This window comes from Yeosuana sp. (assembly GCF_057126245.1).
The window spans coordinates 18048-44571 of the sequence record NZ_DBNGMQ010000049.1; the positions used below are offsets into that span (position 1 = coordinate 18048).

The following is a 26524-nucleotide window of genomic DNA, read 5'->3' on the forward strand; positions in this document are numbered from 1 at the left end:
TATTATTCAGTTACAATTTGAATGGTTCCTTGTGTTAACTGTTTAAGCAATATTGTTTTACCTTGTTCTAGTTGCTGAATGGCTTTATCGTTATAGTTTCTAATGGTATAAAGCGATACATTTTCATAGCAACTTACATTAAATTTTGCTTTTAAATGATGTAACAATTTATCCAGATTGAGATATATATTATCAACACAAACAGAAAAACTAATGGCCGAATTTTGAATGACATCTACTTTCATTTTATATAAATGAAGTAAGCTAAATATTTCACTAATATTATCTTCAACAATGTATGAAAAATCTAATGAAGACAATGAAATTAATACTTGATTTTTCTTGACAATAAAACAAGGAATATTAGGCTCAAGAGTTATGTCTTTCCCGATTTTTGTTCCTGGTTTTTCTGGGTTTAAAAAAGATTTTACAAACAATGGAATTTCTTTTCTCTGCAGAGGTTGTAATGTTTTTGGGTGAATAACCGAAGCCCCATAAAAAGCTAATTCAATGGCTTCTCTATAGGATACGGTATTGAGTAATTGGGCGTTCTCAAAATAACGCGGATCTGCATTTAAAACACCAGGAACATCTTTCCAAATGGTAACGCTTTCTGCATTTAAACAATAGGCAAAAATAGCGGCTGTATAATCACTACCTTCTCTACCAAGGGTTGTGGTAAAATTGTTGGCATCGCTTCCTAAAAAGCCTTGTGTTATGTTTAAAGTAGAGGTTTTAAATGTCGTGGATATTAAATGTTGGGTATCTTCCCAATTTACATTAGATCTTCTATAATAGTTATCCGTCTTAATATATTCTCTCACATCTAACCACGTATTTTTTAAACCAATATCGTTTAAATAATGACTTATAATAAGCGTAGAAACTAATTCGCCAAAGCCTATAATTTGGTCATAAACAAAGTTGTAATCAGGCGATTTATTACTATTTAAAAAACGGTTTAATTCTTCAAACAAATGAGATACATTTTTAAAAACGGCATGGTGTTCATTTTCAAATAAATCTAAAAGAATGGCATTATGGTATTTTTTAACCTCTTGTAATGAACTTTGTAATTCACCTTTATTATTAAAATAGTTATTAAGAACGATTTCTAAGGCATTGGTTGTTTTGCCCATAGCAGAAACTACCACTAAGGTTTTATTGTAACCTACTTTTTGTAATACAGAGGCTAAATTCTTAACTCCATTGGCATCTTTTACAGAGGCGCCACCAAATTTAAATACTTGCATTATCGTTTAGATATATAATTTTTTATGCCTTGTTCATTGAGATGAACCACATTCCAATCGCGCATCACATTCGCACCATTTTTTTCGTAAAATTTAATGGCAGGTTCGTTCCAGTCTAGAACTTCCCAACTAATACGTCTTACACCTAAAGAATGGCCGTATTTTACAACTTCATCTAATAACTTTGAACCAATACCGGCACCTCTCATAGCTTCACTTACAATTAAATCTTCAAGGTGTAATACGTTCCCTTTCCAAGTAGAATACCTATGGTAAACCAACGCCATACCTTCAATTTTGTTGTCGACCTCTGCTATAAAACAATGAAATGCAGGATTTTCACCAAAACCGTCTTGTTCTAAATCATTTACCGTTACTTCAACAGCATCGGCTTCTTTTTCAAATACTGCTAATTCATGAATTAGATTAAGCACTTGGGGCATATCTTCTTCAGTGGCATTTCTGATGGTGAAATTCATAGTTCTAAATTTAATTCAAAGATAGTGTAAAGTTCTTTATTTAGAAATGTGATTAATATACGAAAACGTTGTAGTACAATGAAAAATAATTGATATTTGTATAAAACAAAATTAAAATTTTACATGGCTAATAAAAAGCAAACTTTAGGTGAGTTTATTATAGAAAATCAAGCGTCTTTTAAATATTCATCTGGAGAATTATCTAGCCTTATCAATTCCATTCGCTTAGCTGCAAAAGTAGTTAATCATGAGGTTAATAAAGCAGGGTTGGTTGATATTATTGGTGCTGCAGGTGATGTAAATGTTCAAGGAGAAAATCAGCAGAAATTAGATGTGTATGCGAATGATAAATTTATTCAAACACTTACCAATAGAAATATAGTCTGCGGTATTGCTAGCGAAGAAGAAGATGATTTCATTTCTATTAACAGTCAAGATGAAAATCATCAAAATAAATATATTGTCTTGATAGATCCGTTAGATGGCTCTTCAAACATTGATGTGAATGTGTCTGTTGGAACTATTTTTTCTATTTATAGACGTGTCACACCTATTGGTACGCCTGTAACTTTGGAGGATTTTTTACAAAAAGGCAATCAACAAGTTGCCGCTGGGTATGTGGTTTATGGAACGTCTACCATGCTGGTTTATACAACTGGCGACGGGGTTAATGGCTTTACCCTCAATCCTGCTATAGGAACATTTTATTTATCACACCCTGATATGCAATTTCCTGAAGATGGGACTATTTATTCAGTCAATGAAGGGAACTATATTCATTTTCCTCAAGGTATTAAGAATTATATAAAGTACTGTCAAAAGGAAGAAGGCGATAGACCATATACATCGAGATATATAGGCTCTTTAGTGTCAGATTTTCATAGAAATATGATAAAAGGCGGTATTTATTTATACCCTAAAAGTTCTTTAAATTCTAACGGTAAATTACGCTTGCTGTATGAATGTAATCCTATGGCATTTTTAGCTGAACAAGCCAATGGAAAAGCGAGCGATGGATTTACCAGGATTATGGATATACAACCTTCAGAATTACATGAACGCGCACCATTTGTTTGTGGCAGTAAAAACATGGTTGAAAAAGTTGAAGAGTTTATGAGAGACGCACATTAATTTTCTTTAATCCAGTTTAAGCAGTCTTTAAAAGTTTCAAAAATATGTTCATAGGGTATTAAATCAGGGATGATATCAATACGTTCCATCATATATTTTGGTTGATTTTGAAGATCAACAAACAAAGCAGTGATATTATTTTTACTAAGTTCCTGTAATACATCTTCCATAGCATATAGTCCTGATTGATCGATATACTGCATACGGTCTAAACGTATAATTACTTTTGAAGCCGTATTTGGAATTTGTGCTGCTAAACTTAAAAACTCGTTAGTCGAACCAAAAAATAAAGGGCCTTTAATATGTTTAATAAAAACATCTTCTTTTAATTGAGGAGGAAAACCGTGTTCATCTTCCCAGACTTCTTCTTTTAAAGATTTAACATCTGAGCGTTCTGCTGTTAAATCGCCAATTTTTTTCATAAACATTAAAGAGGCAATAACCAATCCAATACCTACAGCATATACTAAATTCCAAAAGGTTGATAATAGTAATACCACAATCATTACCATAACTTCAGAACTTAATTTTAAAGGACCAATTTTAATATCTTTAGGTAAACTAGGTATAGCTTTTAAGCCTTTATAATCCATAACACCAATACCTACCGTTATTAAAATACCAGCAAGTACTGCAGCTGGAATTTCTGAAGCTACCGGCCCTAAACCTAATAATATAAAAAGAAGCATAATACTAGCAATCATGCCTGATAGTTTTGTTTTTCCTCCAGAATTAATATTAACTACCGTTCTGATAGTTGCTCCAGCTCCAGGAATACCACCAAAAATAGCCCCAATACCATTACCTATACCTTGCCCAATCAATTCTTTATTAGGTTTGTGTTTAGTTTTTGTCATATTATCTGCCACCACGCTTGTTAATAACGAATCTATCGCTCCAAGCAGTGCTAGTGTTAGAGCTGTAAAGATATACGGTGTAATTTTTTCTAAACTAAAAGTTGTGAAAATTTCTAGATTAGGAATAGGAATACCACTAGGGATTTCTTCAATACGTCTGTATTTTAATCCAAATGCAATAGCAACCCCTGACACAACCACTAAAGCTACTAACGTGCTTGGTATTTTTGTGGTAATACGTTTAAAGCCATAAATGATAAAGATGGTTGCTAATGCTAAAATCAATTCTAACCATTTTATTTCTTGTATTGCTCGCGGTAATACTTTTAGAGTTCCTAAAACACCTGAGGCTTTATTTTTGGCAAGTGTTTTAGATTCTTTTAAAATGTCATTTTCAGTTATAAAATGTGCTCTATTTACGGTTTCTTTAAAATTTTCTAGGACTAAGATACCTTCACCAGCCTCTTCTTTTAAAATATTTTCTAAGATTAATTCTTCTGCTTCAGGTTTAAATTGACTTACAAATTCCATGTCTTCTTTTGGATAATATCCTATAGAAGGTAAAACTTGCGTGATTAAAATAATGACACCTATCGCTGTCATAAAACCGGAAACTACAGGATAGGGAATGTATTTAATATATTTGCCTAAGCCTAATGCGCCAAGACCAACTTGCATTAATCCCGCTAATAAAAACACCGTTAAAATAGCTGGTAGTGCTTTTTCAACATCACCATCATTTACAGCTATGATGCCCGCAATTACAACCATACTAACAGCGGTCATAGGTGCAGTTGGCCCAGATATTTGAGTACTGGTGCCTCCAAAAAGTGCTGCGAAAAAAGAAAGGAAAATAGCACCATAAAGTCCGGCACTAGGACCTAAACCTGAAGAAACTCCAAAAGCTAATGCAAGAGGTAAAGCGACAATACCTGCGGTAATTCCTCCAAAAGCATCACCTTTTACATTTGAAAATAGTTTCTTCATAAATTATTGTTTTTGATGGATTGTAATGTAATATTTTTTTTGTTTTAAAAAAAGTAGTCTTAAATACCTTAAAGCAATCTTTAGTTAAAAAGGCAGCACTAATGTAATTATTAATACTGCCTTTTGTGGTATTCTTTTTCAATATATTTTTATTCCTTAACTCATAATGTATTATTCAAAAAATTCAACTGCACCAGTATTAATATCATACATCGCACCAATAATTAAAATTTCCCCATTTTTCTCCATTTCACTAAGAACTGGACTTTCTTCATGAATTCTGTCAATGGTTAATTTAACATTCATGTGAGATACATTATCTACAAACTCTGAGTTTTTAGAATTTCTTAAACTTGCATCTTTTGGTTCTTTAACCGCTTTAACCGCAGGTTTAATTTTACTTAACATAGACGTTAAATTGCCAAGTTTAGCATCGTCACAAGCACCTTTTACGGCACCACAACTGGTATGTCCTAAAACAACAATAAGTTTTGTCCCTGCTAATTTACTAGCAAATTCCATACTCCCTAAAATATCTTGGTTCACAAAGTTTCCAGCTATTCTTACACTAAAAATATCACCTAATCCTTGGTCAAAAACCAATTCGGCTGATACACGTGAATCAATACAACTTAAAATCGTTGCAAATGGAAATTGGCCATCGCTTGTGTCATTTACCTGTTCTAATAAGTTTCTATTTGCTTTTAAATTATTTTGAAACCTTTGATTTCCTTCCTTTAAATATCGCAATGACTTTTGTGGTGTCATTGTTGCTTGTGTTTCTCTTGTATGTGCCTTCATGATATTTTAATTAATTTAGTTTAATTCTCAAGTTTAGAATAAGATGCGCTACCAGTTAATAATAGCGATACATTAAGCTTACTTATGACATCTTTTATTTCAAATTCACTTATGTTTTCTATCTTTTCAGTATTCTTTTTAACTCTATCAACACATAGTAAGTTAATGTTTTTTTTTGAAAGATAGTTAGAAAGATATTCTATAGAATTATCTCCTTTTTCAAATACATATTCAATGGTTTGTCTCTTTATATCAGTATTTCCTTCTTTTATAGAGGTGGTATTATTGACTATTTTGAACGATTTTAACGGTTCCTTAATATGCTTCATTAAATCGTCTGCAAACGCTATATTTAAATTCTGTTCTATGCCATTTAGGATACCAAGTGAAAGTTCTTTATTTGGTTCTAAAGTATTGCTATTAGCCACTATCATAATAACTCCGTCATGTTTTTTTAGAACAAAATCAGTAATATTATCTCCAATAAATTTTAGAGTTTTTGATTTTCTTTTACCAAGTACAATGATATCCGGTTGATATTCTTCAATGTATGTACTAATTTCATTTTTAACATTACCAAAAGCAAATCTGTAATTAATGGGTACACCGTAGGTTTCAAAAAAAGGGTTAACAATGTCCTGAATTTTCTTTTTTGTCGCTGTATATTCATGATTTATAGTACGAATAGCCGATAACTGATTCTCTTTTTCTATGATATCAGTAGGCTTTTTTACGTAGAAAAATTGTATGTCTGCATTAATCATTTTAGAAAGACTTACGGTGCTTTTTATAGTATTATTTGTAGCGTCTTTTAAATCAGAAAGGACTAAAATTTTATATTTCTTATTTTCCATTATATACTAATTTAAACTTAAGTTAGACTTAGGTCTTTGTTCAAAGAATTCAATAAAACTTGAAGGATTTTCAACAATACCGCGTTTTGAAACTAACTTAATATCAATATTTCTTTCTTTTGCTTTGAATGCAAAGTCTTCTAGAATTTCAATAATATCATGGTCTAAATATCTTGTTTTAAGAAGATCTAATTCTAAATAAGTATCTCTTGGCAAACTTTCGAGTTCTTTTAAAATTGCTCCTTTATTAAAAAAGGTTACCTCTTCGGCGAGGGTCATTTTTATTTTATGTTTTCCGTTACTTTTATCTTCAATATGAAGAAAATGAGAGTTTTGGTAACTTTTTAAAAGTATAACTATAATTCCAACACCTAAACCAAGCCCAATTCCAACTAATAAATCGGTAAAAACAATTCCTAAAACAGTGGCATTAAAAGGAATAGATTGTTTCCATCCTAAATTATACATTTTCTTGAACAATCCTGGTTTTGCTAATTTGTAACCAACTATTAATAAAATAGCAGCTAGTACAGATAAAGGAATCATATTAAGCAATCTAGGGATTAAGATGACCGATATTAATAAGAGGAATCCATGAAATATTGCCGATAATTTAGTTCTTCCTCCAGATTGAATATTGGCAGAACTACGCACTATTACCTGTGTAATAGGTAAGCCTCCAATTAAACCAGAAAGAATATTTCCTGTACCTTGAGCGAGTAACTCTCTGTTGGTTGGTGTGACATTTTTGTGCGGGTCTAATTTATCTGTAGCTTCAACGCATAAAAGTGTTTCTAAACTTGCAACTAAAGCAATGGTAAATGCTGTAACCCAAATTTCTGGATTTGTAATGGCGCTAAAATTCGGAAAGCTAAACTGATTAAAAAATGAGGTGGCATCTTCTGGAATAGGAACACTTACTAAATGCGATGCAGAAATACCTAACACATCGTTTGTTTTTGTTAGGGTATAAAAAATAATACCTATTACAACAGCAACTAAAGGTCCTTGAATAACTTGAAAAAATTTACCTTTTTTTGATAAAACTTGATCCCAAAAAATTAAAATACTTAAACCTATAACGCCAATTAAAGCAGGTCCAGGTTTTATGTAATTAACCATATTAATTATTTCTGAAAATGAATTCTCGCCATCTACCTGAAAAAAGGCAAAGTCACCTTCAGGATCGGCATGATAGCCAAAGAAATGAGGGATTTGTTTTAATATAATAATAATTCCAATACCAGTTAGCATTCCCTTAATAACAGAAGATGGGAAATAATAACCAATAACACCGGCTTTTAAAACTCCAAAAATCAACTGAATAACGCCACCTAAAACAACAGCAACTAAAAAGTTTTCATATCCTCCTAAAGCACCTATTGCTGTTAATACAATGGCAGCAAGTCCGGCAGCTGGACCACTAACGCCTATTTTAGATCCACTTAATGACCCGACTACAATACCTCCAATGATACCTGCAATAACTCCTGAAAATAAAGGAGCTCCACTGGCTAAGGCTATACCTAAACATAAAGGTAATGCAACAAAAAACACGACTATACTCGCAGGCAAGTCACTTTTAATATATTTAAACATATTATAATAATTTTACTCAATGGCTATTTAGCCAAGATTAGTTAAAAATGAATAAAATAGACTTATTTAAGCCTAAATAAACTGAAATTATAATATGTGAGATTCCGGAGGTGGAAAAATGAGATTTAAATGAGGTTTTGGATAATTCTTAAATCTATAACTAAAAAATTGGTTGACTTTTAGTGATAAATCTGCAGAAACATCATTGTTTTGTGAAGAAAAGGGCGATAATAAGTTTTTCACTTTTCCATTTTCCTCTTCTTCTGTTAATGAATAAAAGATTGAAGTATCAATAGAATTGTCCATTACGGCAATAATTGATGGCGTTACAATAAACGCCATAAATAATACTGTAAAAAATAGTGCTATTGGTTTCTTATGCATTAAATTAATTTTGAAAAAAACAAATATAACATATATCATGTTTTAAAGTGTTAAATATTCTTTAAAACATCCTAAATCAGACATCTAGGCTAAATAGAAACTAAGTCTCCTTCCATATCTTTTGAAGGCAAATCTGATTTACCCATTAAATAAATATCAACTTGTCTGGCAGCTTCACGACCTTCTGAAATAGCCCAAACAATTAAAGATTGTCCGCGACGCATATCACCGGCAGTAAAAATATTAGGGATATTGGTTTGATATTTGCCATACTCAGCTTTATAGTTTGAACGTGCATCTTTTTGAATACCTAATTGGTCTGCAATTGTGCTTTCTGGTCCTGTAAAACCCAAAGCAAGTAAGGCTAATTCACAAGGCCATGTTTTTTCAGTACCCTCAATTTCTATAAGTTGAGGACGTTCACCAGGAACCATTTTCCATTCAACATTTACTGTTTTTAAGGCTGATAATTTACCATCTTTATCTTTTACAAACTCCTTGGTGTTAATTAACCAGTTTCTTTCAACACCTTCTTCATGTGACGATGATGTTTTTAATTGTAAAGGCCAATAAGGCCAAGGTGTAGATGGAGAACGATGCCCAGGAGGTTTTGGCATAATTTCAAAATTAGTAACTGATTTGGCTCCGTGACGATTAGACGTTCCTATACAATCTGAACCTGTATCCCCACCACCAATAACAATCACATGTTTATCGGTTGCAAGAATTTGATTTTTTACTTCTTTTCCAAACAAGACTTTAGTTTGTTGTGTTAAGAAATCCATGGCTTGCACTACACCATCAGCATCAATTCCAGGCGTTGGTAGGCTTCTTTTTTCGGTAGCGCCACCACACAAAACCACAGCATCAAATGATTTTAAATCTTTTACATCATAGTTTTCTCCAACATTCACGTTCGTTTTAAAGATAATACCTTCTGCTTCCAAAATGGCGACTCTTCTATCTATTATTCCTTTTTCCATTTTAAAATTGGGGATTCCATAGCGTAATAATCCACCAACTTCATCATCTCTTTCAAAAACAGTAACGGTATGCCCAGCTCTGTTTAATTGTTGAGCTGCCGCTAAACCAGCTGGTCCAGAACCTACAATGGCTATACTTTTATCAGTTCTGTTTTTTGGTGGTTGTGGTTTAATCCAACCTTCTTTAAAAGCGCGTTCTACAATTTGTTTTTCTATATTTTCAATAGAAACTGGATCTTCAATGATTCCTAAAACGCATGATTTTTCACAAGGAGCGGGGCACAAACGCCCCGTAAATTCTGGAAAATTGTTAGTTGAATGTAATATCCAAGACGCTTTTTGCCATTCACCTTGGTGAACCATATGATTAAAATCTGGAATTAGGTTACCTAAAGGACAACCACTATGGCAAAATGGGATACCACAATCCATACATCGAGACCCTTGTTTTGTAATATCGGCCTCACTTAAAGACACAGTAAATTCTTTATAATGTTTTACACGATCGGATACGGGCGTGTAAGTTTCATCCTGTCTTTCAAATTCTTTAAATCCTGTTACTTTTCCCATGACACTATGTTGTTGTTAATTCTTCTACCATTGGTTCTTCGGTCTCTAAACGCTTTAAGGCGAGCTTATATTCTGTTGGCATAACTTTCACAAAATTACTTAGGCTGTTTTTCCAATCGGCTAACAAAGTATGTCCTAAGTTACTGTTTGTATATAAAACGTGTTTTTCAATCAATGCTTTTAATTCTATATCGTCTTCAGCCGTCATAGTCTCAAATTCAATAGTTTCGGTATTACATAATCCGTTTGTGAATTTATTATCAGGATCATAAACATAAGCAATCCCGCCACTCATTCCGGCAGCAAAGTTTCTACCTGTCTTTCCTAGTACAACTACTTTTCCTCCCGTCATATATTCACAACAGTGATCACCAACACCTTCTACAACAGTTGTAGCACCAGAATTTCTAACCGCAAAGCGTTCACCTGCAATACCATTAATGTAGGCTTGTCCTTGAACCGCTCCAAACAAGCAAACGTTACCCACAATAATATTGTCTTCAGCTATAAAATCAGCTTTGATAGGTTTTTTTACAATCAGTTTTGCTCCCGATAAACCTTTGCCTAAGTAGTCATTGGTATTTCCTTCAAGTATGAAGGTTAAACCATGAGCTCCAAATGCACCAAAGCTTTGCCCTGCAGACCCTTTAAAACTAATGTTTAGGGTATCTTCAGGTAAACCAAGGTGACCATAAATTTTTGAAATTTCATTACTTACAATGGCGCCAACGGTTCGGTTTGTATTATTAATAGGATATGCTAAATCCATTTTTTCCTTTCTATATAAAGCCCTATGAGAATCTTTAAGTATGGTGAAGTCAAGTACATCTTCTAAATGATGATCTTGTTGTTCTGTATTTCTAACAGGCATTTTCCTGTAGGCTTCTGGTCTGTGTAAAATTGCTGATAGGTCTAAACCTTTTGCTTTATAATGCTTAATGGCTTTATTAGCGTTTATTTTATGCGTTTGACCAACCATTTCTTTTAATGTTCTAAACCCTAATTGTGCCATGATTCCTCTTAATTCTTCAGCAATATAAAAGAAGAAATTAATTACATGCTCTGGTGTGCCTTTAAAGTTTTTACGCAATTCTTTGTCTTGTGTAGCGATGCCGACTGGACAAGTATTCAAATGGCATTTTCGCATCATAATACAACCTGAAGCTACTAATGGTGCTGTGGCAAAACCAAATTCTTCGGCACCTAATAAAGCAGCGATTGCAACATCACGACCTGTTTTTAACTGGCCGTCACATTCAACAACAATTCTACTTCTTAAGTTATTTAAAACTAAAGTTTGCTGCGCTTCTGATAAACCAAGTTCCCATGGTAAACCAGCATGTTTTAGAGACGTTAAAGGGGATGCGCCTGTACCGCCATCATATCCAGAAATTAAAACAACATCGGCTTTAGCCTTAGCAACTCCAGCGGCAATAGTACCAACACCAACTTCAGATACTAATTTTACATTAATTCTAGCCTCTCTGTTGGCATTTTTTAAATCGAATATTAATTGTGCTAAATCTTCAATAGAATAAATATCATGATGTGGAGGGGGTGATATCAATCCAACAAAAGGCGTTGAGTTTCTTGCAGCTGCAATCCAAGGTAATACTTTGTAACCTGGTAATTGACCACCTTCTCCTGGTTTAGCACCTTGAGCCATTTTAATTTGAATCTCACGAGCATTTGTTAAATAATGCGAGGTTACGCCAAAACGACCTGATGCCACTTGCTTAATAGCAGAATTACGACTATCACCATTCACATCTGGATGAAAACGTTTCCGGTCTTCACCGCCTTCCCCAGAATTGCTCTTTCCACCAATACGATTCATAGCAATGGCTAAGTTTTCATGTGCTTCGCGAGAAATAGATCCATACGACATGGCACCTGTTTTAAAATGCTTTACAATCTCTGTCCAATCTTCAACTTCATCAATAGGAATAGGATCTAAATTGTCAAACTCAAATAAGCCCCGAATCGTCATTAAATTTTCGGACTGTTCGTTGATTGCTTTAGAATACACATCATAACTTGTCTGATCACTTAATCTAACAGCTTGCTGTAATTTAGCAACCGTTGTTGGATTAAATAAGTGTTTTTCGCCGTTTCGTCTCCATCTGTAATCGCCACCAATATTTAAACCTAATCGTTTGTCTATTAAATTATCTGGATAGGCATATTTATAACGCTCATTAATTTCCTTTTCAATTTCATATAAGCCAATACCTTCAATTCGTGAAGCTGTATAAGGAAAATATTTTTCAACAAATTGAGAATTAAAACCTACGATTTCGAAAATTTGAGAACCTCTATACGAGTGAAGCGTAGAGATTCCTATTTTATTCATAACTTTTAAAATTCCTTTTCCAATGGCTTTATTAAAATTATCAACTGCTTTTTGTTCATCCATATCTACAATGAATCCTTCTTTTACTTGCATTCTGATAATTTCGTTAACCATATATGGGTTAATGGCACTAGCGCCATAACCAAAAAGGGTTGCAAAGTGATGTGGTTCACGGGGTTCTGCAGATTCAATAATAATATCAAAATAAGAGCGCTTACGTAAACGATTCATTTGATGATTTACATATGAACAAGCTAAAAGTGCTGGAATAGGAGCGAACTCTTTGTTAACACCTCTATCAGAAAGAATAATTATGTTTGAACGTCTATCTAAGGCTTTCGTTATTTGAACTATAATGTCTTCTAAAGCATTTTCAAGGCCATTAAGTCCTTGTGATTTTTGATATAAAATTTCAATAGTCTCCGCTTTAAAACCTTCAATAGAAATAGTTCTTATTTTTTCTAAATCAGCATTAGAAATAACTGGATTTTGTATTCTTAGTTTTCTACATTGTCTTTCGGTAATACTAAAAATATTTCTGTCTTTACCAAGGTTTAAACTAATATCAGTTACAATTTCTTCACGAATACCATCTAATGGTGGGTTTGTAACTTGTGCAAATAATTGTTTAAAATAATTTGAAATAAGTTGAGGCCTATCTGATAATACCGCTAAAGGTGTGTCAGTACCCATGGAGCCGAGTGCTTCCTTACCAGAGACTGCCATTGGTGTAATAACCTCTTGAATATCTTCGAAAGTATAATTAAATAAACGTTGTCTTGTCTTTATATCAATGGTTTCTATGGGGCACGTGTCATTAGTGTAAGGCACATCTTTTAAGTGCAGCCTTTTATTGTCTAACCATTCTTTATAAGGTCTTTCTGAAACAATTTTACTTTTAATTTCTTCATCTTCAATAATGCGGCCTTTATTCATGTCTACCAAGAACATTTTTCCGGGTTCTAATCGGCCGTGTTTTTCAACATCTTCAGGAGCAATATCAACTACACCAATTTCAGAAGACATAATGAGTTTGCCGCTTTTTGTAATGGTATATCTTGAAGGTCTTAATCCATTCCTGTCTAATAAAGCACCAATGTAATCTCCGTCGGTAAACGGCACTGATGCCGGGCCATCCCATGGTTCCATGATGCAAGCATTATACTCATAGAATGCTTTTCTTTCTTCGGTCATGGTTATATGTTTTTCCCATGCTTCAGGAATCATCATCATCATAATTTCTGGTAAAGATCTTCCTGAGTGAGTGAGTAATTCAACAACCATATCCATAGAAGCAGAATCTGATTTTCCAGGCAAAATGATTGGGAATAATTTATCTATTTGAGGCCCGAACACATCACTTTTCATAATTTCTTCACGAACACGCATCCTACTTACATTGCCTCTCAAGGTGTTTATTTCCCCATTTTGACACATAAACCGGAATGGCTGTGCTAATTCCCAGGTTGGCATGGTGTTGGTTGAGAATCTTTGATGCACTAATGCCAAACGTGTTACTAAATCTATTTGTTGTAAATCGGTATAATAGGGCCCAATATCTTCGGGCATGATAATCCCTTTGTATATTAAGGTGGTTGTTGACAAACTTGGTACGTAAAAACAACCACTTTCAGAAATTTTTGAGTTGCTGATAGTGTGTTCAGTAATTTTACGAGCAGCATAAAGTTTTGCTTTAAAAACACCTTCAGAGATATCCTCAGTTTTGCCAACAAATAATTGCTCTATAATTGGCTCTGATGCTAATGCAATTTCACCGAGGTTTGAAGAGTCTACAGGAACTTTTCTCCATCCTAAAAGCGATAATCCTTGTACCTCTATTTCTTTTTCAAAAATATTTTTACAAAATTCATATTGGTTAGATACTTTTGGTAAAAAAACCATACCTACCGCATATTCTCTTTGAGCAGGGATTTTAAAATCACAAACACGTATAAAATAATCATGAGGAATATCTATAAGCAAGCCAGCGCCGTCGCCTGTTTTTCCATCGGCACTTACACCACCTCTATGCTCTAGTTTTACAAGAATTTCTAAGGCATCATGAATGATTTGATTTGTTTTCTCTCCTTTAAGATTACAAATAAAACCTGCCCCACAATTTTCATGTTCAAATTCTGGCAAATACATTCCTTGTTTCTTCAACATAATCAACAAATTTTTAGTTTGAAATAAGACTTTTCATAGCGAATATATGCAGTAGATTTTGAATTACAACAAGTGCTAATTCATTATTTCGATTTTTGATGCATATATGATATATAAATAATGATATATCAATATAATAAAGAAAAATTATTAAATATTCAATAGTTAAAATTTAAGTATAAATATAAATATGTTAATAATAGCCGATAAAAACTGATATTCTTAAAAAGAATGACATCAAACGGTTATAGTTTCTGACAATAATTCAATTCTTTACATTGTCAAAAAACCAAAAAATCAAAATATAATTAGAATGCATCTAAAAAAATAGGGGTAAAACCATAAAATCAATAAAAGTTAATCAAATACCCCCTATTTTTTTAGGGGGTAAAACTTTTTTACATAAGTTTACGCCGTATTAACAAAAAAATAACATTTAAAAACAATAACTTAAAATTAAACAATCATGAAAAAAATTATTACACTTTCAATGCTTTTTATGGCAACGGCAATTTTTGCTCAAGAGGAAGCAACGGCTCCTTCTTTTTCTGTAAGTGGTAGTATTGATGCTTATTACAGAGCAAATTTAACTGCCCCTAATGATGAAAATGCTATCGCTCCAGGATCTTCTTTTGCTAATTTACCTGGTTTTGCTTTAGGTATGGCAAACGTTATAATGTCTTATGAAGGCGAAAAAGTAGGTTTTGTTGCTGATTTAGTTTTTGGCCCAAGAGGTGCTGACGCAGTATTTAATTCTCCTCAAGCCGATCCTTTTTATGCATCGTCTAATATTATTAACCAATTATATGCTTACTGGAATGTTAGTGAGTCTGTAACATTAACCATGGGTAACTTTAACACCTTTTTAGGGTATGAAGTAATTTCTCCTACTGCAAATTTTAACTACAGCACCTCTTATTTATTCTCTTATGGACCATTTAGCCATACAGGTCTAAAAGCTGATTTTGCTTTAGGTGAAGATTTTAGTTTAATGTTAGCTGTTATGAATGATACTGATTTCACTGAGTTCAATTCATCAGGAGACTATGCATTTGGAGCTCAATTAGGATATTCAGGACAATTCTTAAACTTTTTACTAGACCCGTCTTTCACTGAAATAGATTTTACAGGTGGATTTGATTTGTCTGATGATTTCTTCTTAGGCATCAACGCAGCTTATCTAGATGTTGAAGATGGTGGTTCATTTGCTGGTGTTGCATTATACCCTCAATTAGCTACTTCTGATTCTTTTACAATAGGATTAAGAGGCGAGTATTTCACTGAGACTGAGTTTGGCGCTGGAGCAATTGGAGGTTACGATGCAGATGGTGATGGTTCTGTATTCGCAGTTACTTTGACAGGTAGCTTAGCAATAGACAACTTAACTATTAAACCAGAAATTAGATTAGATAGTGCTTCAGAAGAAGCGTTTATTGATAATGACCTAGTTGGATCAAAAAGTCTTGGTTCATTTGTATTAGCTGCAATCTACTCATTCTAATGTGTTAACAAGAAAAAGAGAATATAAGCAAGTTCTCTAACTAAGAACTTGCTTGTGTTTATTTAATAACCCTCAAAATTATATTAATATGTCTTTATTAAATTTACCCTTAATAATTCAAGATACTGCCGCTATTGAAGGCGATATGGGAATGATGTGGATGCTAATTTCTGGTATTCTTGTATTCTTCATGCAGGCTGGTTTCTTTTTAGTTGAATCTGGAATGACAGATTCTAAAAATGCGGTGAACATCGCTATGAAAAATTTCCTAGACATCGCAGTAGGTTCTTTAGCTTTCTGGTTTGTTGGATATTCTTTAATGTACGGTTCTGATGTTTCTGGTGGAGGTTACTTCCACTGGAGCAGTTTTATCTTCTCTCAAGGTGCTGCCGATTTATTTTTCCAAACAGTATTTGCTGCAACCGCTGCAACTATTGTATCTGGAGCTATTGCAGGAAGAACAAAATATACAACCTATGCTATATTTAGTATTGTTTTAACAGCTGTTATTTATCCAATCGCTGGTGGTTGGGAATGGAATGGTGGTTGGTTAAACGCTGAATGGATGCCAGCTGAATTTATTGATTTTGCAGGTTCTTCTATTGTTCACTCTGTAGGTGGATGGGCTGCTCTTGTAGCTGCTTGGATGGTAGGTCCTAGAATTGGTAAATTCCTTGATGGTAAGCCAGTAGAAATGCATGGTCATAACCAAATGTACGCTACCTTAGGTGTTTTTATCCTTTGGTTAGGATGGTTTGGTTTTAACGGTGGTTCTCAATTAGCTTGGGGTGGAGATGATGCTGCGGCTGCTTCACAAGTAGTACTTGTAACAAACTTAGCCGCTGCAGCTGGTGCTCTAGGTGCATTACTATTTACTTGGATTAAACTAGGAAAACCTAATTTAGGGATGACTTTAAATGGCGCGCTTGCAGGACTTGTAAGTATTACTGCAGGTTGTGGTAATATGACAGAAGGTGGTGCTGTATTAGCTGGTTTAGCTGGTGGTATCCTTGTAGTATTAGCTATTGGATTTGTTGAAAAAACTTTAAAAATTGATGATGCTGTAGGAGCGATATCTGTGCACGGTATTGCCGGAGCTTGGGGAACATTAGTAATAGGTCTTTGGGGTGTTGATGGTGATACGCCAATTGGAATCTTAAATGGTGGAGGAGCTGCTCAGTTAGGTGCTCAGGCCATTGGGGTTTTAGCTTATGCTGTTTGGGCAATTGCTTTATCTTTTATCTTCTTGTTTATTATTAAGAAAGCCTTTGGCGGATTAAGAGTTACTGAAGAAGAAGAACTAGCCGGTCTTGATATTTCTGAACATGGAACGATTGCATACCCTGGTAAGAGACAAAGAGAAATGGAATAATAATTATTCTTTAACAATTATAAAAAAAAGCCTTATTTAAATAAGGCTTTTTTCTTTTTACTAAAAAAAAGATTTTAAGTGTTAAGGACTAGCTACATCAATATCATATTTAAAGTATTTTTATAATTTTATAAATAAATCCCTAAGAAAAAGGGGGTCTTATTGAATTTTTAGAATTTATTATATCTCATACCCTAAAATTTATAGGCTTATAGGTTAAATTTTATATTTTAGCGACGAAATCATAAACTACAATATAATGAAGAAAATTGAAGCAATTATTAGAAAATCAAAATACCGTCAGGTAAAAGAAGCCCTTCATGATGTTGGGGTCAACTTTTTTTCTTACTGGGATGTTACTGGCTTAGGTAATGAAAAAGAAGGACACGTTTACAGAGGTGTAAGTTATAGTACTAGCGATATACAAAGACGATACTTGTCAATCGTGGTTAATGAAGATTTTGCAGAAGCAACGGTTAAGGCTATCATAAAATCAGCAGGAACAGGAGAAGTAGGAGATGGAAAGATTTTTGTTTCTGATGTACTTGAAACATATAGAATTAGAACCGGTGAAAACGGAGGCGATACTTTAAAATAATAAACAAAACTAAATATGGAATTACTTACTACAAATAATGTATGGATGATGATCTGTACAGCACTCGTTTTTTTTATGCACTTAGGATTTGCATTTTTAGAAATAGGGTTAACCAGACAAAAAAATACATTAAACATATTATTTAAAAACGTCTTTATAATTACAACAGGACTTTTATTATACTGTCTCGTTGGATTTAACCTTATGTATCCAGGTGAGTTTAATGGATTTTTAGGGTTTGCAGGTTTCGGACTTGATTCTCCCCTAGCGACTGATGGAGCTTTAGATTTAGCATATAATGAAGGGTATACCTATTGGACTGATTTCTTATTTCAAGGTATGTTTGCTGCAACCGCTGCAACGATTGTTTCTGGAGCAGTCGCTGAGCGTATGAAGATAGTACCCTTTATGATATTTACTATATTTTATGTAGGACTTGTATATCCAATTGCTGGATCATGGCAATGGGGTGGTGGATTTTTATCTACCCTTAAATTTGGAGAAACAGAAGGCTTTTATGATTTTGCAGGATCGACACTTGTTCACTCGGTTGGTGGATGGGCAGCATTAATAGCTGTTTGGTTGCTAGGTTCGCGAATTGGTAAGTTTAAAAACGGAAAACCTCAAGCTATTCCCGGTCACAACATTCCTTTAGCAACAGCAGGCGTCTTAATCTTATGGTTAGGTTGGTTTGGTTTTAATGGTGGTTCTGTGCTTTCTGCAGATCCAGCAGCAACTTCATTAACATTAGTAACAACGTGTTTAGCAGCAGCAGCAGGGGGTGTCGTGTCCATGTTAGTATCTACAGCGATGTATAAAAACTTAGATTTAACAATGTTTCTAAATGGTATTTTAGGTGGTTTAGTTGGGATTACTGCAGGGGCAGATCAAATGAGTCCTACAGATGCTATTTTAATTGGATCCATAGCTGGTACATTAATTGTAATAGCTGTTGCTTGTATAGACAAAATAAAATTAGATGATCCGGTAGGAGCAATTGCTGTTCATCTAATTTGTGGTATTTGGGGAACACTTGCTGTTGGTATTTTTGGCGCCAAAGCTGGGTTTGAACAATTTATGATTCAGTTAACAGGGGTTGCCTCTTACGCTGTTTTTTGTCTTTTATCAGCATTTGTTATTATTTTTATATTAAAGAAAACAGTGGGTATAAGAGTTTCTGAAAAAGAAGAAATAGAAGGATTAGATGCTCATGAACATGGAATGGATGCTTATCCAGATTTTAGATTAAATGAGCATTAATGTTAGTTTAAAACTATAAAAAAAGGAAGCTAAATTTTAGCTTCCTTTTTTTATTTGGTAACAGAGCCTAGAAAGTATTAAGCAGAATTTCTACTAGCATTAATATTCCCAAATAGAGAACGTGTTACAATCTTTTCATAAATTTTCATTTGCTCCTCATCTTTCACATCTTCTTTTTCTAATTCTTGAATTTTTTTAAGCGCATATTGTTGTATGGTTAATAAGGGTAATACGATAGATTCTCTAACCTCGATAGATGCTTTTCCAGAAGGTTCATTCTCCATTAATTCTTTATATCCCGTAAGTTTTAAAAGAATTTGTTTGGTGTTTAAATATTCATCGTGAATAATATTCCAAAAACCACCAAACTCTTCGTCTTTAGACATATACTGAGTTAAATCAAAAAACGATTTGGTTAAAGACATCATAGAGTTTTCTAATAAGGTCTTAAAGAATTTTGAATTTTTATACAAAGATTCCACTTTGTGGAATTCACCTTTATCTTCATACGCTTTTAAAGCAATACCAACACCAAAGAAACCAGGAACATTTTGTTTTAACTGACTCCAAGAACCAACAAACGGAATGGCTCTTAAATCTGAAAAGACTAACTTATCTGAAGTGCCTCGTTTTGATGGTCTACTTCCTATATTGGTTTTTGCATAATATTTAAGCGTACTCATTCTTTCCAGGTAAGGAATGAACATAGGGTGATTTTTAAAGTTTTTGTAGGCTTCATAACTCATTTCGGCCAAATCACTCATTACTTCTCTATCTTCATCAGATAATGCAAGTTTGTTTTTTCCTAGGCGATTAAACATTCCAGAACTTATTAATTGTTCTAAGTTATATTGCGAAGAATCTAAGGTTCCGAAATTAGAACTAATGGTTTGTCCTTGAATAGTAAGCTGTACTTCTTTGTCCTCAATGTTAGGGCCTAGAGAAGCGTAAAATTGATGTGTTTTTCCACCACCTCTTGCTGGTGGACCACCACGTCCGTCAAAAAATATAGCTGCAATATCATATTTTCTTGACATTTTTGTTAATAGTTCTTTAGCTTTATAGATTCCCCAGTTAGCCATTAAATAACCACCATCTTTAGTACCATCAGAGAAACCTAACATGATGGTTTGTTTATTTCCTCTACTTTTTAAATGCGCCATATAATTAGGATTAGTGTATAACTGCTCCATCACTTTTGGTGCATTTTCTAAGTCGGTAATGGTTTCAAAAAGGGGCACAACGTCAACCGTTAATTCATCTTTAAATGCTACAAGTTTTAACATAGCAAAAAGCTGCATCACATTAAGTGCTGTTTGATTATTGCTTATAATATATCTGTTAGCTCCTTTTTCGCCATTGGTTTCTTGAATATATTTTATAGATTCAATGGTTCTAAGCGTATTGTAAACCATTTCATCTTCAAAGGCATTAATATCTATATTGCCTTCAGTCGCTTCAGATAAAATTTTTATTTGATCATCTTCAGATAAATCATGATAATTTTTAGGGAACGAAGAATGACCGACTTCAATTAAATGGTCTATTACTGTTGTGAATACAGAATGATGAATTCTACTATCTTGTCTAATATCCAAGGTTGCAAAATGATACCCAAAAAGGCGAATTCTGTTTATTAAACTATTAATTTCAGAAACATATAATGACTGATGATTTTTCACAACCGTATTTCTAATATCCAGTAATTCTCTTAGTAGCTCTTTAGCTGTTAAGGTTTCTGGTGTGTTTAAATCTATGCTGAAATTATATGCAATGGTCTCTAATCGGATGATACGTTCTTCAACACCTCTGAAAGTAAGTTTACGTCTTAAACTTTTTAGGTCTGCATAATATTTTTTAAGGACAGATTGTTTAAGTTTTTGTGCCACTTTTAAAGTGGTTTCCGGTTTTACAAATGGGTTTCCATCTCTATCACCACCGGGCCAAAAACCAATATTTATAATATCATTATGCTTTCTGCTATCGTCATAAATGTTTTGCTGAATGTAATTATATATTTCCCCAAAGGAGGTGTAAAATACATTTTCTAAATACCATATTAAACTAACAGCCTCGTCATATGGAGTTGGCTTTTCGTGTTTAAAGAAGGGTGTTTTGCCGAGTTGAGCAAATAAATTATTAATTTCTTTAAGATTATTGTCTTTAATGGCTTCAGTTAAATCGGTAATAATCCCTAAAACAGAACCTGGGTAAAACTGTGTTGGGTGCGCTGTTAAAACAATTCGAACTTTAAATTCATCTAGATAATTTTTTAACTCTTCTAATCTGTTTTCAGAAACAGCAGCTTCTTTAAGGTTTCTTAGTGTTCCAATTCCCTCCATATTATTTACCACAGGAAAAGCGGCATCTTCAATGGCATCAAATAATACCACCTGACGTTCTATATATTGAATAAATCTAAATAATAAATTTATTTGACTTTCTTTGTTTCTTCTAGCTTGATATTTTTTAAAAAAAGTGTCAACTATCGTGGTTGGATCATCACCGTTTGAGAATCCCTTTTTACAAGTTTCATGAAACAAAGGCAGCAGAACACCAGTTTTTGTAATCGTATCAAAAGGTAGTGTCATAAATATACTATTATAAATTTGATATTTTGACAAAACGTTTTGCTTAAAACGTGATAATTTAGGTTCTATAGACATAGCGTATTCTTATAAAATTATACGTAAAAGTAATGAAGCATAAATTAATCAGGGCGTCCTATTAAAAGTTTTATTGAATTTTAAAGTATATTGAATACTTATTGGGAATAATTAAAAAAAACCGTTCGTTAATTAGTATCTCTTTATGAGTATATTGAATAAGGCATTTAAATATATTAGATTGCTATAGTTCCTAACTTTTTTAAGTTATAAGAATGAAATTCGAATTATTTAACAGTTCTTTAATTAATATAAAGGTCTTATAAAGTGGTTGTTATATTAATGTTAATAACATTTTTAATAACTCATTTGATTTGATTTTATATGAGGGTTATTAGTCTTTATTTTTATAAACCATAAAAAGACCTTATAATCCTTTAAATAATATTCAAATATGAATTATTCCGATTTTCAAGTCGTATTTCAAGAAGTTCCAGGAGAAATTAGTTTGTGTTTTCACATTTGTGGATGTCCTATTCGATGCGAAGGTTGTCACTCTCCTCACTTATGGAGTGAGGAAAACGGAGAATTACTTACCAATAAAAAATTTGAAAAACTATTATTACAATACGACGATCTTGCTACCTGTGTTCTTTTTATGGGTGGCGAATGGCATGAAGAAGAACTACTTAACATGCTAAAAATAGCAAAGAAACTTCAATTTAAGACTTGTTTATATACAGGACAGGAAACCGTATCAAAAGCAATACGCAACCAATTAAATTGGTTAAAAACAGGAAAATGGGTTGCTGAATTGGGAGGATTAAATAGTTTAGAAACCAATCAAAAATTTATTGATCTTAAAACTAATACCGTCCAAAATAATTTATTTATAAAATCCTGAATCATATGATACGACTAACCGACTCACAAGTAAACAAAAAAATAGATTTTATTAATCATTATATTAATTCTTCAAACGCTGCCGATGGTTCAAAAGTTGATGCCAATGCTAATGTCACTTCAAAAAACATTGCTACGATGGAGGCAGAACTTAATAAGGATATCAATATTCAGGTTAATAGGGCCTTGATAAAACGAAAAATCGCTTCGTTGTTTGGTGAAGATTTAGCAAATGAATATACAAGACAAATAGAATCACATGAAATTTATGTACATGATGAAACATCTTTAAAACCCTACTGTGTATCTATTAGTATGTATCCGTTTCTTTTAGACGGACTTACTAAAGTAGGTGGAGAAAGTAGAGCACCTAAACATCTTGAAAGTTTTTGTGGGGAGTTCGTAAATTTAGTTTTTGCTATTAGTTCTCAATTTGCTGGTGCTTTGGCAACGGTTGAATTTTTAATGTACTTCGATCATTTTGCATCAAAAGATTATGGTGAAAATTATCTTGAAACGAATGAGATGGTCGTTGCAAATCATTTGCAGCATGTGGTGTATGCCGTTAATCAACCAGCAGCAGCCAGAGGCTATCAATCTGTTTTTTGGAATATTTCAATATATGATGAATCCTATTTTAATAGTATGTTTTCAGATTTTGTATTTCCAGATATGACCAAGCCACAATGGGAAAGCGTTAAAAAACTTCAAGCCTTTTTTATGAAATGGTTTAACCAAGAACGCAGTAAAGCTATTCTAACCTTTCCTGTAGTAACAGCAGCTATGTTGGTTAATGAAGGCAAACCTGTAGACAAAGATTTTACAAACATGTGCGCGCAAGAATTAAGTGAAGGAAATTCATTCTTTATTTATCAATCAGAAAGTGCTGATAGTTTAGCATCCTGTTGTAGGTTGCGCAATGAAATAAGCGATAATACATTTAGTTATTCATTAGGGGCTGGAGGGGTTGCAACAGGTTCAATTAATGTTATTACACTTAATATGAATCGATTAATTCAAAAAGGTGCTATAATTGTTGAAGAAGTCAGAAAAATACATAAATATCAATTAGCCTACAGAAGTCTTATTGAAGAGTATGAAAAAGCCGGTTTGCTCCCTGTATATCAAGCAGGTTTTATATCGCTCGATAAACAATTTTTAACCATTGGAATTAATGGCATGGTTGAAGCTGCCGAAAGTCAGGGTATTCATGTTGGTAATAACCAAAGCTATAAAAAGTTTGTCAATGAGCATTTAAAGGCTATTTATGATGAAAATAAATTAGCTAAAAAACAGCATGGTTATATGTTTAATACAGAGTTTGTACCTGCGGAAAACTTAGGTGTAAAAAATGCTAAATGGGATAGAGAAGATGGATTATTTGTTCTCAGAGATTGTTACAACTCTTATTTCTACAGTGTCGAAGACCAACAAACCAATACCCTTGATAAAATCGTATTACATGGTAAGGGTATTATTAAATATCTTGATGGCGGTTCTGCACTTCACCTTAATCTTGAAGAATCACCTAGCAAAGAAGGGTTTGTTAAACTTATTCACGCCACCGCTGCTGCTGGATGTAACTATTTCTGTTTCAATATTAAAATTACAATTTGCAATCATTGCAATGCCATAGATAAAAAAACGAATTATGTATGTACTACTTGTGGTTCTCATGATGTTGATCACGCGACTCGTGTTATTGGTTATTTAAAACGGGTATCAAGCTTTAGTTCTGGCAGACAGCAAGAACACCAATTAAGATATTATCACAAAGAAAAGCCACTAAACAGGCTCGTAGAAGTTAGGCTTGACACGATAACAAAATTTCAAGAAAAGAACCAAGAAACAGTTGCAATTTCAAGTTTAAAATAGAATTTAAACTTGAAGCATCTTGTTTTTTATGATATATATCATATTCTTTAAAGTTTTTACCGAGTATCTTTATTGATTAATTGCAAAGAGAAATCACCGAGCCTTTAATTACAAATTTAAAGATTAGGTGATTATTTTATTTAAAAGCTTGAATTATAAATTTCATATGAAAAAAACACACTCATTTCACATTCCTGTTATGGGAATTGGATTTACAATAGATACACCATTGAAAGTTGCTCAGTATGGAATGGATTCTGTGGTTTCTTTAGTTGATGACATATTAATAGAGAAATTAAGAAAAATGTATAGTGAAAAATTTGAAATTCCTTATAAGGAAATCACTAATAAAATTGAGGACTTTAGAGCCAAGAGAATTACATCATATTTAGATTTAGTCAGTGATTTAGCTGAAAAAAAGTTTGAAGCATTAAAGGATGTTGCTAACGGAAAAGTTGAAGACATTAAAGCTTACATAAGCATGCTTCCAGAAAGTTCCACGCTTAAAGAAGAGTTTAAAAAACTTACAGAAAACGGAATTAATATTTCAGAAATAAAAAAATGGGCATCAAATACGTTAACAATGGGAAGTATCGATGTTAATATTATGACCAAGGTTGATAAAGACAACTACATTAAAGATGTGAAGTTGCCAATAGAATTTAATGATGCTCATGCAGCTCTAAGAGGGTTTGCAAATAGTAAATTAAAATCATCGGTGGTGCTTTCAGCAGGAATGAACCCTAGACTTTATGCTTATATGAGTCAGTTTGAAGATTTTTATCCTAATGAAGATGGTCATTTCAATAAAAAAATAATATTGAAAGTAAGTGATTATAGATCGGCGATGATTCAGGGTAAGTTTTTGGCAAAAAAAGGGTTATGGGTTTCAGAATATAGAATTGAATCTGGTCTTAATTGTGGTGGTCATGCCTTTGCTACAGATGGTAATCTTCTAGGGCCAGTTTTGGCAGAATTCAAAGAAAAAAGAGAAGAATTAAGATTGTCTATTCAACAGCTGTTAGAACAAGAACTAATTAATCAAAAACGTGCTGTTTCAAAAAAGCCTTTAGAATTAAAAATATCAGCTCAGGGGGGTGTTGGTACAGAAGAAGAGCATAGGTTTTTAATGGGTCATTATAATTTAGATTCCATTGGTTGGGGAACGCCATTTTTATTGGTTCCGGAGGCAACAACAGTCGATGATAAAACATTGAATCAATTGGTTGAAGCAAAAGAAGAAGATTTGTATTTAAGTGATATTTCTCCTTTAGGAATTCCATTTAACAACCTTAAAGACAACACAAAGGATTTAGAAAAAGAGCATTTTATTGATAAAGGAAGACCAGGAAGTTCGTGTCCTAAAAAATTCGTATCCCTAAACAAAGAATTTAAAGAAAGTGGAATTTGTACGGCTTCTAGAGAATATCAATATTTAAAAATAAAAGAGCTTGATGATAAAGAACTACCAGTTGAAGAGTATAAATATGCTTTAAATAAAATTACAGAAAAAACATGTACGTGTGTAGGTTTAGGCACATCTGCGTTATTAGCCTATAATTTAGATACAAAAGTTGAAGGGCAAGGAGTCTCTATGTGTCCAGGACCAAATATGGCATACTATTCAAATATTATGAGTTTAAAAAACATCACAGATCATATTTATGGAAGAGCGAATGTCATCACTAGAACTGATAGACCTAATCTATTTGTAAAAGAACTTCACATCTATATTGATTATTTAAAAAACAAAATAGAAGAGGCTAAATACAGTATGAATAAAAAAGAAGAAAAATACTTGTTAACCTTTACAAATAACATGAACGAAGGGGTTTTGTATTACCGAAATTTATTTAATAACGTTTCAAATGCGTTTGAAGATATTAAACAGACGGTTTTACAAGAATTAGAATTAAGTGCTCAAATCTTACAAAATATTCATTCAGAAATAGAAAATCTTTCGCTTGTTGGGGTTAAAGCCTGATTTTCGAT

The 26524-nt window shown here is 33.1% G+C and carries 18 protein-coding genes; 8 read left to right on the forward strand and 10 right to left on the reverse strand.

Features of this window, described 5'->3' with window-relative positions; all coding sequences use genetic code 11:
* Positions 1-2 precede the first annotated feature (2 nt).
* Complete coding sequence (locus tag AC15TD_RS05125) at positions 3-1253, reverse strand: aspartate kinase (protein ID WP_484451056.1); 1251 nt, start codon at positions 1251-1253, stop codon at positions 3-5.
* Positions 1253-1732: an N-acetyltransferase family protein gene (locus AC15TD_RS05130; RefSeq protein WP_484451057.1), complete on the reverse strand. Its 480-nt coding sequence runs from the start codon at positions 1730-1732 to the stop codon at positions 1253-1255. Before AC15TD_RS05130 ends, AC15TD_RS05125 begins: the two co-directional genes overlap by 1 nt.
* 123 nt (positions 1733-1855) lie before the next feature.
* Here AC15TD_RS05130 and fbp point away from each other — a divergent pair, with 123 nt between their 5' ends.
* Positions 1856-2863 carry a class 1 fructose-bisphosphatase gene (fbp, locus tag AC15TD_RS05135; RefSeq protein WP_484451058.1) on the forward strand — a complete coding sequence of 336 codons (1008 nt, stop codon included), beginning with the start codon at positions 1856-1858 and terminating at the stop codon, positions 2861-2863.
* Here fbp and AC15TD_RS05140 read toward each other — a convergent pair.
* The 7 genes from AC15TD_RS05140 to gltB all read right to left on the reverse strand — a co-directional run bounded on the left by AC15TD_RS05140 (position 2860) and on the right by gltB (position 14417).
* Entirely contained in the window at positions 2860-4707 is a 1848-nt protein-coding gene (locus tag AC15TD_RS05140; protein ID WP_484451059.1) for a SulP family inorganic anion transporter, read from the reverse strand. The genes fbp and AC15TD_RS05140 overlap by 4 nt on opposite strands.
* Before the next feature lie 171 nt (positions 4708-4878).
* On the reverse strand, positions 4879-5508 hold the full coding sequence (locus tag AC15TD_RS05145) for a carbonic anhydrase family protein (RefSeq protein ID WP_484451060.1): 630 nt from the start codon (positions 5506-5508) through the stop codon (positions 4879-4881).
* Between the two features lie 20 nt (positions 5509-5528).
* Positions 5529-6362, reverse strand: coding sequence for a universal stress protein (locus AC15TD_RS05150; protein ID WP_484451061.1), 834 nt, complete (start codon positions 6360-6362; stop codon positions 5529-5531).
* A 6-nt stretch (positions 6363-6368) separates the two neighbouring features.
* On the reverse strand, positions 6369-7961 hold the full coding sequence (locus tag AC15TD_RS05155; RefSeq protein ID WP_484451062.1) for a SulP family inorganic anion transporter: 1593 nt from the start codon (positions 7959-7961) through the stop codon (positions 6369-6371).
* An 87-nt stretch (positions 7962-8048) separates the two neighbouring features.
* Positions 8049-8345, reverse strand: coding sequence for a hypothetical protein (locus AC15TD_RS05160; RefSeq protein WP_484451063.1), 297 nt, complete (start codon positions 8343-8345; stop codon positions 8049-8051).
* An 89-nt stretch (positions 8346-8434) separates the two neighbouring features.
* Positions 8435-9898, reverse strand: coding sequence for a glutamate synthase subunit beta (locus AC15TD_RS05165; RefSeq protein ID WP_484451064.1), 1464 nt, complete (start codon positions 9896-9898; stop codon positions 8435-8437).
* Between the two features lie 4 nt (positions 9899-9902).
* Positions 9903-14417 carry a glutamate synthase large subunit gene (gltB, locus tag AC15TD_RS05170; protein ID WP_484451065.1) on the reverse strand — a complete coding sequence of 1505 codons (4515 nt, stop codon included), beginning with the start codon at positions 14415-14417 and terminating at the stop codon, positions 9903-9905.
* A 466-nt stretch (positions 14418-14883) separates the two neighbouring features.
* On the opposite strand from gltB, the gene AC15TD_RS05175 reads away from it, so the two are divergent.
* The 4 genes from AC15TD_RS05175 to AC15TD_RS05190 all read left to right on the forward strand — a co-directional run bounded on the left by AC15TD_RS05175 (position 14884) and on the right by AC15TD_RS05190 (position 19148).
* Positions 14884-15918 (forward strand): porin, encoded by a 1035-nt coding sequence (locus tag AC15TD_RS05175; protein WP_484451066.1) that lies wholly within the window; start codon positions 14884-14886, stop codon positions 15916-15918.
* An 88-nt stretch (positions 15919-16006) separates the two neighbouring features.
* Positions 16007-17290, forward strand: coding sequence for an ammonium transporter (locus tag AC15TD_RS05180; protein ID WP_484451067.1), 1284 nt, complete (start codon positions 16007-16009; stop codon positions 17288-17290).
* Between the two features lie 259 nt (positions 17291-17549).
* A complete protein-coding gene (locus AC15TD_RS05185) occupies positions 17550-17888 on the forward strand; it encodes a P-II family nitrogen regulator (protein ID WP_484451068.1) in 339 nt (112 codons plus the stop codon).
* 15 nt (positions 17889-17903) lie between these two features.
* Entirely contained in the window at positions 17904-19148 is a 1245-nt protein-coding gene (locus AC15TD_RS05190) for an ammonium transporter (RefSeq protein ID WP_484451069.1), read from the forward strand.
* A 77-nt stretch (positions 19149-19225) separates the two neighbouring features.
* On the opposite strand, the gene AC15TD_RS05195 is transcribed toward AC15TD_RS05190, so the two are convergent.
* On the reverse strand, positions 19226-21814 hold the full coding sequence (locus AC15TD_RS05195; protein ID WP_484451070.1) for a phosphoenolpyruvate carboxylase: 2589 nt from the start codon (positions 21812-21814) through the stop codon (positions 19226-19228).
* Between the two features lie 394 nt (positions 21815-22208).
* Here AC15TD_RS05195 and nrdG point away from each other — a divergent pair, with 394 nt between their 5' ends.
* The 3 genes from nrdG (at position 22209) to AC15TD_RS05210 (ending at position 26516) form a co-directional block, all read left to right on the forward strand.
* Entirely contained in the window at positions 22209-22658 is a 450-nt protein-coding gene (nrdG, locus tag AC15TD_RS05200; protein WP_484451071.1) for an anaerobic ribonucleoside-triphosphate reductase activating protein, read from the forward strand.
* A 5-nt stretch (positions 22659-22663) separates the two neighbouring features.
* Positions 22664-24532 (forward strand): anaerobic ribonucleoside-triphosphate reductase, encoded by a 1869-nt coding sequence (gene nrdD / locus AC15TD_RS05205; RefSeq protein WP_484451072.1) that lies wholly within the window; start codon positions 22664-22666, stop codon positions 24530-24532.
* A gap of 166 nt (positions 24533-24698) precedes the next feature.
* Positions 24699-26516: a hypothetical protein gene (locus AC15TD_RS05210; protein ID WP_484451073.1), complete on the forward strand. Its 1818-nt coding sequence runs from the start codon at positions 24699-24701 to the stop codon at positions 26514-26516.
* Positions 26517-26524 lie beyond the last annotated feature (8 nt).